We start from the raw sequence: 7,068 nt of genomic DNA, 5'->3' as shown, positions 1-7,068 counted from the left end.
TGTCTGCAGCAGAGAAACGAGATTATGCAGAGCTTTCTTCGTTTCGTCAACCGTTTCAGCAACTTTTTTCGCTGCGGCCAGCGCTGCAAACTTCGCTGCGCCAACCATCCCGGTCGACCCCGCATCCCTTGCTGCGTCTGCTTTGCAGCGCTGCGTTGTGTGTTGCGAGGGGGCGAATATTAAGTGACCGCAGCGGGGTTGGCAAGGGGTTTTTGAAAACTTCTTCGTGCCACCATCAGCGCCGCCTTAGAATCGGCAAATGCCTGACATGCCTACCTACCTGCCGTCGCGTCTGCCAGCGGACGGGGCGCGCCTGCTCGACGCCCAAGCTCTCGCCGCGGCGCTGTCGCGCCCTATTGTCTTTGTCGACCTGGAGACCACCGGCGCGGACGCACAGCGCGACCGCATTACCGAGATCGGCGTGGTCGAAGTCGGCCCGGACGGCATCATTGAATGGGACACCCTGCTCGACCCCGGCATGTCGATCCCGCCGTTCATCCAGCGCATGACTGGCATTACCGAAGAGATGGTGCGCGGCCAGCCGAGCTTCGAGTCACTGGCGGAATCGCTTGCCGAACGCCTGCAAGGCCGCTTGTTCGTGGCGCACAACGCGCGCTTCGACTATGGCTTCCTGAAGAACGCCTTCCGACGTGCCGGCGTGACCTTCCGGGCCGACGTGCTGTGCACGGTAAGGCTGTCGCGCTCGCTGTTCCCCTCCGTGGAACGCCACGGCCTGGATGCGCTGATCGCGCGCTTCGGCCTGACGCCCAAGGGCCGCCACCGCGCGCTGGCCGATGCCGAGCTGCTGTGGCAGTTCTGGCAGAAGATCCATGCCACGTATTCGGTCGACCTGGTGGAATCGGCCGTGCGCACGCTGGTGCGGCGGGCCAGCCTGCCGGCCGGCCTGGACGAAACCGCGCTGGAAGACGTGCCGGCGGCGCCCGGTGTCTATATCTTCTATGGCGACCAGGACGTGCCACTCTATATCGGCAAGAGCGTGCACCTGCGGCAACGGATCGGCGCCCACTTCTCCGGCGACTACCGGTACGGCAAGGATATGCGGCTGGCCCGGCTGGTACGCCGTGTGGAATGGCGCGAGACCGGCGGCGAGACCGGCGCGCTGCTGCTCGAAGCCCGGCTGGTCAAGGCGATGCAGCCGGTGCACAACCAGCTGCTGCGCCGCAATGCCCGGCTCTATGCCTGGGAACTGCCACAGCAGCTGCCGGTGCCACGCCTGCGCTCGGATCGAGATACGGATTTCTGCCGGCATCGCGACCTGTTCGGCGTGTTCGGCAGCCGCGGCGCGGCCGAGGCTCGCTTGCGCGCGCTGGCGCAGGAACACGGCCTGTGCCTGGCCACGCTGTCGCTGGAGAAAACCACCCGCCGTGGCAGCCCCTGCTTTGCGCGCCAGGTCCATCGCTGCGCCGGTGCCTGCGTCGGCGCCGAGCCGTCGGGCGCGCACCGCTCCCGGCTGGCCGCCGCGCTGGCGCCGATCGCGCTGATGCCCTGGCCCTTCGATGGCCCGGCTGCCTGGCGCGAGCAGCACGACGGACGCACCTGGTGGCATGTCGCCGACGACTGGTGCTACCTGGGCTGCGCAGCCACGCTGGAAGAAGCGCAGGCGTTGGCGGCAGCGCCAGCGCATTTCGACCTCGATACATACCAGATCCTCGCGCCGCGGCTGGCGCAATGGATGCCGCAGGCGGTGCCGCTGTCCGTGCACAGGCCGTTCACGCTGACCGCCCCCGAGGCCCCCGCCCGGGCGCCACGCCCGGCACGCATCCCGGCCGGACAGACTGCCCGCAAGGCGCCACCGGCTGCCGCACAGCAACCCCTGGGCCTGGTCTCCGACTGAAGCCGGCCACGCTCTGTGCGTCATCGCGCAGAGCACGCTTGCAGCGAGGCACGCGGCTCCGCTAGCCTGCACAGGCCGGCCCTTGCAGCCGGCTGCGCCGATGCGGAGCCTACATGCCAGCCAACCCAATCCTTCCGGCCGAAACGGCCCGCGGCGCCGTCAGCGTGCGTGCAAGCCTGGCCGTCTTGTGGGCGGCTGCCATCACCGGTGCCTGCGCCGGCCTGGAGGCCAGCGCCATGCAGGACGTCTTCGATTCCTGGAAAAACGTCCCCGTCGATGAGGCGAAGCGCCAGTGGGGTCCGCCGCAATCGGTGCAGGTCCTGCCCTCCGGCACGGCCTATGTCTGGAACGATTCGATTGCGCCCGCGCGCCCCCCGGGCAGCGGCCCGCGCGATGCCGGCATGGAGAGCACGCCGGTACCGGGCCAATGCCAGCGCAAGCTGGTGACCGGCCAGGACGGCATCGTCATCGGCGGCGAATGGCGCGGCGATGCCTGCTGCATCACCGCGCTCGTCGGCCACTGCGCAAGCCTGAAATATCGGGGCCGCAGCTGAGCCAAGAGCCACGGCACCCGCGGGTGCCCGCCCGGCTCAGTCGATACTTGCGCCCGACGCCTTCACTGCCTGCCCCCAGCGCTTCTGCTCCGCCGTGATCGTGGCGGCAAATGCCTCCGGCGACTGCCATGCGGGCTCGGCACCCTGCTGCTCGAGCTTCGCCTTGGTGTCGGGGTCGGCCAGCACCGTGCGCAAGGCACCGGACAGGCGTGAGACCACCTCCCTGGGCGTGCCCGCCGGCGCCAGCATGCCATAGAAGCCAACCACCTCGAAGCCCTTCAGCCCGGCCTCCTGCATCGTCGGCACATCCGGCAGCGCGGGAGAGCGCTGCGGCGACGTCACCGCCAGCGCACGCACCTTGCCTGCCTTGATGTACTGCGTGAACAGCGGGATCGAGTCGGCCATCATCTGCGCCTGGCCGCCCATCACGTCGGTCAGCGCCGGCGAGCTGCCCTTGTACGGGATATGGACGATGAACGTGCCCGAAGCCTGCTTGAACATTTCCGGCATCAGGTGCGAGATGCCGCCATTGCCGCCCGAGGCAAAGTTCAGCTTGCCCGGGTTGGCCTTGGCATAGCTGATGAACGCCTTCAGGTCGCGCGCCGGCACGTTGTTGTTGACCACCATCACCAGCGGGATCAGCGCCGTGCGTGCCACCGGCGCGAAGTCCTTCGGCATGCTGTAGGGCAGCTTGGGATAGAGCGAGTTGTTGATGGCCATCTGCCCAGTGTTGGCCAGCAGCAGCGTGTAGCCGTCGGGCGCGGACTTGGCGACGTTGTCCGAGCCGATATTGCCGGCGGCGCCGGCCTTGTAGTCGATCACGATGGTCTGGCCCAGGATCGGCTGCAGCTTTTCGGCCAGCAGGCGCGCGTGCGTGTCGACCGGGCCGCCGGGCGGGAATGCCACCACCAGCCGGATCGGCTTTTCCGGCCAGGCCGCTTGCGCGGTCCCCGCCGCCAGTGCCAGCGGCGCGGCGGCCAGGGCCAGCAGTGCGTGTCTCAGGATGTCCCGGCGGGCTTGCGGCTTGTTCTTCGTCTTGTCCACGGTTGATTTCTCCTTGATACAGGGCTGCCCGCCAGCGCCCTGGTTCCGGGTGCTACGAACAGTCGCCAGCCGCCATTGTGACTCTTTTGTGACTTTCTGATGTCATTTTTATGACAATCTCCCGGACTACCGGACTCAACGCACCGGCCACGCGCCCGTGTCCGCCAACACCGGCGAGTATTCGCGAAAACCGAAGCGCAGCGGCAATACCGCCGCACGCCGCACCACGCGCTCGACATGCAGCCGCACCAGCCGTTCGGCGCCGGCGTATGACGCCAGTTCATCGCCCTCCCAGATCACCTCGGCGCGCCCGCCCACATGCAGCAGCGAGCCATCGGCAAAATCCGGCACCACGATCCCGGCTTGCGGATTGGCCAGCAGGTTGCCGACCGTATTGAAGAAGTTGTTGCCGTTGAAGTCCGGGAACGTCAGCGTGCCGGCCTCATCGACGCGGATAAAGCCAGGCTTGCCGCCGCGGTGCGAGACATCGGCGCCTCCGGTGTGCTCGCCCTCGTCCTGCGGAGATGCGGTGTGGCTGGTGGCGATGAACAGGGTATCGGCGCCGCGCAGCCAGGCCACCGCCTGCTCATCCAGCGCGTCGCCGTGCCAGGCGGGCGGCACGGGCGCCGGCTCGGCCAGGCTCACGTCGCGCAACTGGATATAGCGCGGGCAGTTGCCAAAGCTCTGCTCGACCTCGACTGTCATCCCGCCCTCGTCGCGCGCCACGATGACCCCGTTCATGCGGTTGCGCCGGCGCGTAGGCAGCTCGATCCCGAGCAGGCCGATGCGCGCGCCCTGCGCCAGCGCCGGGCCCGCCGGGTCGCCGGGCAGCGGCACGGCGTCGATACGCAGGTGGGTGGCGTCAGGCGTATGCGCAAACCCCGGCGTCCCGGCCAGCATCGTGGCCCAGGGCTGCCCGTCGGCATCGACGGCGCCAACCAGCAGGAACGGCAGCTGCGCAAAGAACGTGCGGTGCTGCTCCGGCATCTCGCCACGGATTACCCGCGGGCCGGACGCGGCCATGCGTTCGCGCTTGCCGGCGCGCTCCTGGGCGGCCAGTTCGCCGGCGTGGAATGGCAGGCCGGCGTGCGGCCATGTGGGCAGATCCATGACTAGCTCCTTTTCCTTGTCGGATCGATTGGCGATACGCGGGTCCGGCAGGCGCTACGCCGCCAGGCCGACCTTCGACACCAGCATCGGCACGAAGCCGGGCAGGGCTTCGATGCGGCGCAGCCAGTCGTTCAGCGCGGGGTACGGCGCCAGCGGCACGTTGCCTTCCTCGGCGCGGGCGATATAGCTGTAGGCGGCAACGTCAGCAATGGTGGCATGGTCGGCCGCCAGGAACGGCTGCCCGGCGAGCAGGATTTCCATCAGCGTGAACAGCCGCTGCGCGCGGGCGATGGCATCGTCCATCGCCACCGGCCTGCCGAACAGCACGCCCAGGCGCGCCGCCGCCGGCCCGAAGGCAATGTCGCCGGCGGCCACCGACAGCCAGCGCTGCACGCGCGCCGCGCCCACCGGATCGCGCGGCAGCCAGCGGCCGTCGTCATAGCGCGTGGCCAGGTAGACCAGGATGGCGTTGGAATCGCCGACGACCACGCCGTCGTCATCCAGCACCGGCACTTGGCCGAACGGGTTCAGGCGCAGGAAGGCCTCGCTGCGCTGCTCGCCGCCGCGCAGGTCGACGTCCACCAGCCGGCAGGGCAAGCCCAGCAGCCCCAGGAACAGTTCTGCGCGATGGGCGTGGCCGGACACCGGCGAGCGGTACAGCACCAGCGGCTTGGCGGGGCGATTGGTTTCTTGCATAGCACTCTCCTCAACGGTTGGGATAGCCGGATTCTGGGCGCCGAAGTCGTTGCAATAAATAGGGCAATTGATATTTGACTACTCCAAAGAATGGAGTAATGTGTGGCGCCATGGACAAGCTACGCGCGATGCAGACCTTTGTGCGGATCGTCGACGAGGGCAGCCTGACGGCAGCCGCCACGACGCTGCATACCTCGTTGCCGGCGGTGGTGCGCACGCTGGCGGCGCTGGAATCCGAGTTGCAGGTCCGGCTGCTCAACCGCACCACGCGGCGGCTGTCGCTGACCGGCGAGGGGCGCAGCTACCTGGACAGCTGCCGGCGCATCCTGGCCACCATCGACGAGGTCGAGGCCGGCCTGACCGCCAGCCATGTCGAACCCAGCGGCCAGCTCACGCTGACCGCCTCGGTGCTGTTCGGCCAGATGTATGTGGCGCCGGCGGTCACGCGTTTCGTGCAGCGCTATCCGCGCGTGCGCTGCCGCATGGAATTCACCGACCGCGTGGTGAACCTGCTTGAAGAAGACCTGGACGTGGGGGTGCGCATCGGCCCGCTGGCTGATTCCACGCTGGTGGCGCAGACCGTCGGCAGCATCCGCCGCGTGGTGGTGGCCACGCCCGCCTACCTGCGCAAGCACGGCGTGCCACGCCATCCCGAGGAACTGGCCAGCGCCAACTGCGTGCGCTTCACCGGCAACCACGCGCACTGGTGGACCTTCCAGGAGGACGGCCGGGAGTTCCACGTGCAGGTCAGCGGCAACCTGGAATTCAACCAGACCGCGCCCGCCGTGGCTGCCTGTGCCGAAGGCGCGGGCTTCGGCCACTTCCTGTCCTATCAGGTCGCGCAACTGGTCGAAGCACGCAAACTGCGCATCGTGCTGGAGGCTTTCGAGCAACCGGCATGGCCGCTATCGCTGATCTATCCCCATGCGCGACTGTTGCCGGCACGCACGCGCGCCTTTATCGAATGGATGCGGGATGACCTGGGCCCGCGCTTCAACTGACAACGCTCCATCGCAAAAGGACCATGCCCCTGTCGAGCGCCCCCACTCCAACCGGCTTCGGCACCCGCGTACGGCGCCTGCTCCATCGACCGAGCGGCAACGCCTTGCGCGCAGCCGTGCTGGGCGTCAACGACGGGCTGGTGTCCAGCTTCTGCCTGGTGATGGGCCTGGAGGGCGCGGCGGCCTCGCGCGAGGCCGTCATCCTGGCCGGGCTGGCGGGCCTGGCGGCGGGCGCTTGCTCGATGGCGCTGGGCGAATGGCTGTCGGTGACCAACAGTCGCGAGATGAACAACAAGCGCCTGCGCGACATGGCGCACGAGCTCGCGCATGATGCCATCCGGGCCCGACAGCGGCTGGTCACGGTGATTGTGGGCAAGGGCGTGCTGCCGGCCGATGCCGAGCGTGCCGCCGACGAGATCATGCGCAACCCGCGCGCGGCCCTGGACACCTTTGCGCGCGAAGTGCTGGGCATCAACCCGCAGGAGCGCGGCGGCAACCCGGTGCAGGCGGCGGTAATTTCCTTCGTGCTGTACAGCAGCGGTGCGCTGGTGCCGTTGCTGCCGTTCCTCGTGACCGCAGGGCCATCGGCGCAGTTCGGCAGCATCGTCGCGTGCCTGGCCGGCCTTGGCCTGGTTGGCTGGGGCACCTCGTCGTTCAATGGCCGCCCGGGATGGTTCTCGGCGCTGCGGCAGGTGCTGATCGGGGGCATGGCGGCAGCCTTCACCTACGGACTGGGCACCGTGTTCGGATCGCTCTGACCCGCGCCGAGGCAAGCGGCACATGCGCGCCGCTACGCCACCTCCGGCGC

General features: G+C 68.5%; 7 protein-coding genes. 4 read left to right on the top strand and 3 right to left on the bottom strand.

Annotated elements, in window-relative coordinates; genetic code table 11:
* The first annotated feature begins 259 nt into the window (after positions 1 to 259).
* Positions 260 to 1,855, top strand: a complete 1,596-nt coding sequence (locus AC3WRR_RS35865; RefSeq protein ID WP_492299553.1) for an exonuclease domain-containing protein — start codon at positions 260 to 262, stop codon at positions 1,853 to 1,855.
* 113 nt (positions 1,856 to 1,968) lie between these two features.
* On the top strand, positions 1,969 to 2,409 hold the full coding sequence (locus AC3WRR_RS35860) for a hypothetical protein (protein WP_492299552.1): 441 nt from the start codon (positions 1,969 to 1,971) through the stop codon (positions 2,407 to 2,409).
* A 36-nt stretch (positions 2,410 to 2,445) separates the two neighbouring features.
* On the opposite strand, the gene AC3WRR_RS35855 is transcribed toward AC3WRR_RS35860, so the two are convergent.
* From AC3WRR_RS35855 to AC3WRR_RS35845, 3 genes are all read right to left on the bottom strand, one after another.
* A complete protein-coding gene (locus AC3WRR_RS35855; protein ID WP_010811652.1) occupies positions 2,446 to 3,453 on the bottom strand; it encodes a Bug family tripartite tricarboxylate transporter substrate binding protein in 1,008 nt (335 codons plus the stop codon).
* Between the two features lie 135 nt (positions 3,454 to 3,588).
* On the bottom strand, positions 3,589 to 4,563 hold the full coding sequence (locus AC3WRR_RS35850) for a pyridoxamine 5'-phosphate oxidase family protein (RefSeq protein ID WP_058697870.1): 975 nt from the start codon (positions 4,561 to 4,563) through the stop codon (positions 3,589 to 3,591).
* 54 nt (positions 4,564 to 4,617) lie between these two features.
* Complete coding sequence (locus AC3WRR_RS35845; protein WP_010811654.1) at positions 4,618 to 5,259, bottom strand: glutathione S-transferase family protein; 642 nt, start codon at positions 5,257 to 5,259, stop codon at positions 4,618 to 4,620.
* A 98-nt stretch (positions 5,260 to 5,357) separates the two neighbouring features.
* On the opposite strand from AC3WRR_RS35845, the gene AC3WRR_RS35840 reads away from it, so the two are divergent.
* Positions 5,358 to 6,260, top strand: coding sequence for a LysR family transcriptional regulator (locus AC3WRR_RS35840; protein ID WP_081050259.1), 903 nt, complete (start codon positions 5,358 to 5,360; stop codon positions 6,258 to 6,260).
* Between the two features lie 23 nt (positions 6,261 to 6,283).
* A complete protein-coding gene (locus AC3WRR_RS35835) occupies positions 6,284 to 7,018 on the top strand; it encodes a VIT1/CCC1 transporter family protein (RefSeq protein WP_011616790.1) in 735 nt (244 codons plus the stop codon).
* Positions 7,019 to 7,068: the final 50 nt, after the last annotated feature.

The sequence above is a fragment of the Cupriavidus sp. FW305-3-2-15-C-LB2 genome, assembly GCF_058787575.1.
This window is presented reverse-complemented; position numbering and strand designations above follow the sequence as displayed.

What these genes read in the sequence shown, in the direction of transcription:
- AC3WRR_RS35865 (WP_492299553.1), top strand. Translation starts at nt 260, where the DNA reads ATGCCTGACATGCCTACCTACCTGCCGTCGCGTCTGCCAGCGGACGGG.
- AC3WRR_RS35850 (WP_058697870.1), bottom strand. Translation starts at nt 4,563, where the DNA reads ATGGATCTGCCCACATGGCCGCACGCCGGCCTGCCATTCCACGCCGGC.
- AC3WRR_RS35840 (WP_081050259.1), top strand. Translation starts at nt 5,358, where the DNA reads ATGTGTGGCGCCATGGACAAGCTACGCGCGATGCAGACCTTTGTGCGG.
- AC3WRR_RS35845 (WP_010811654.1), bottom strand. Translation starts at nt 5,259, where the DNA reads ATGCAAGAAACCAATCGCCCCGCCAAGCCGCTGGTGCTGTACCGCTCG.
- AC3WRR_RS35860 (WP_492299552.1), top strand. Translation starts at nt 1,969, where the DNA reads ATGCCAGCCAACCCAATCCTTCCGGCCGAAACGGCCCGCGGCGCCGTC.
- AC3WRR_RS35835 (WP_011616790.1), top strand. Translation starts at nt 6,284, where the DNA reads ATGCCCCTGTCGAGCGCCCCCACTCCAACCGGCTTCGGCACCCGCGTA.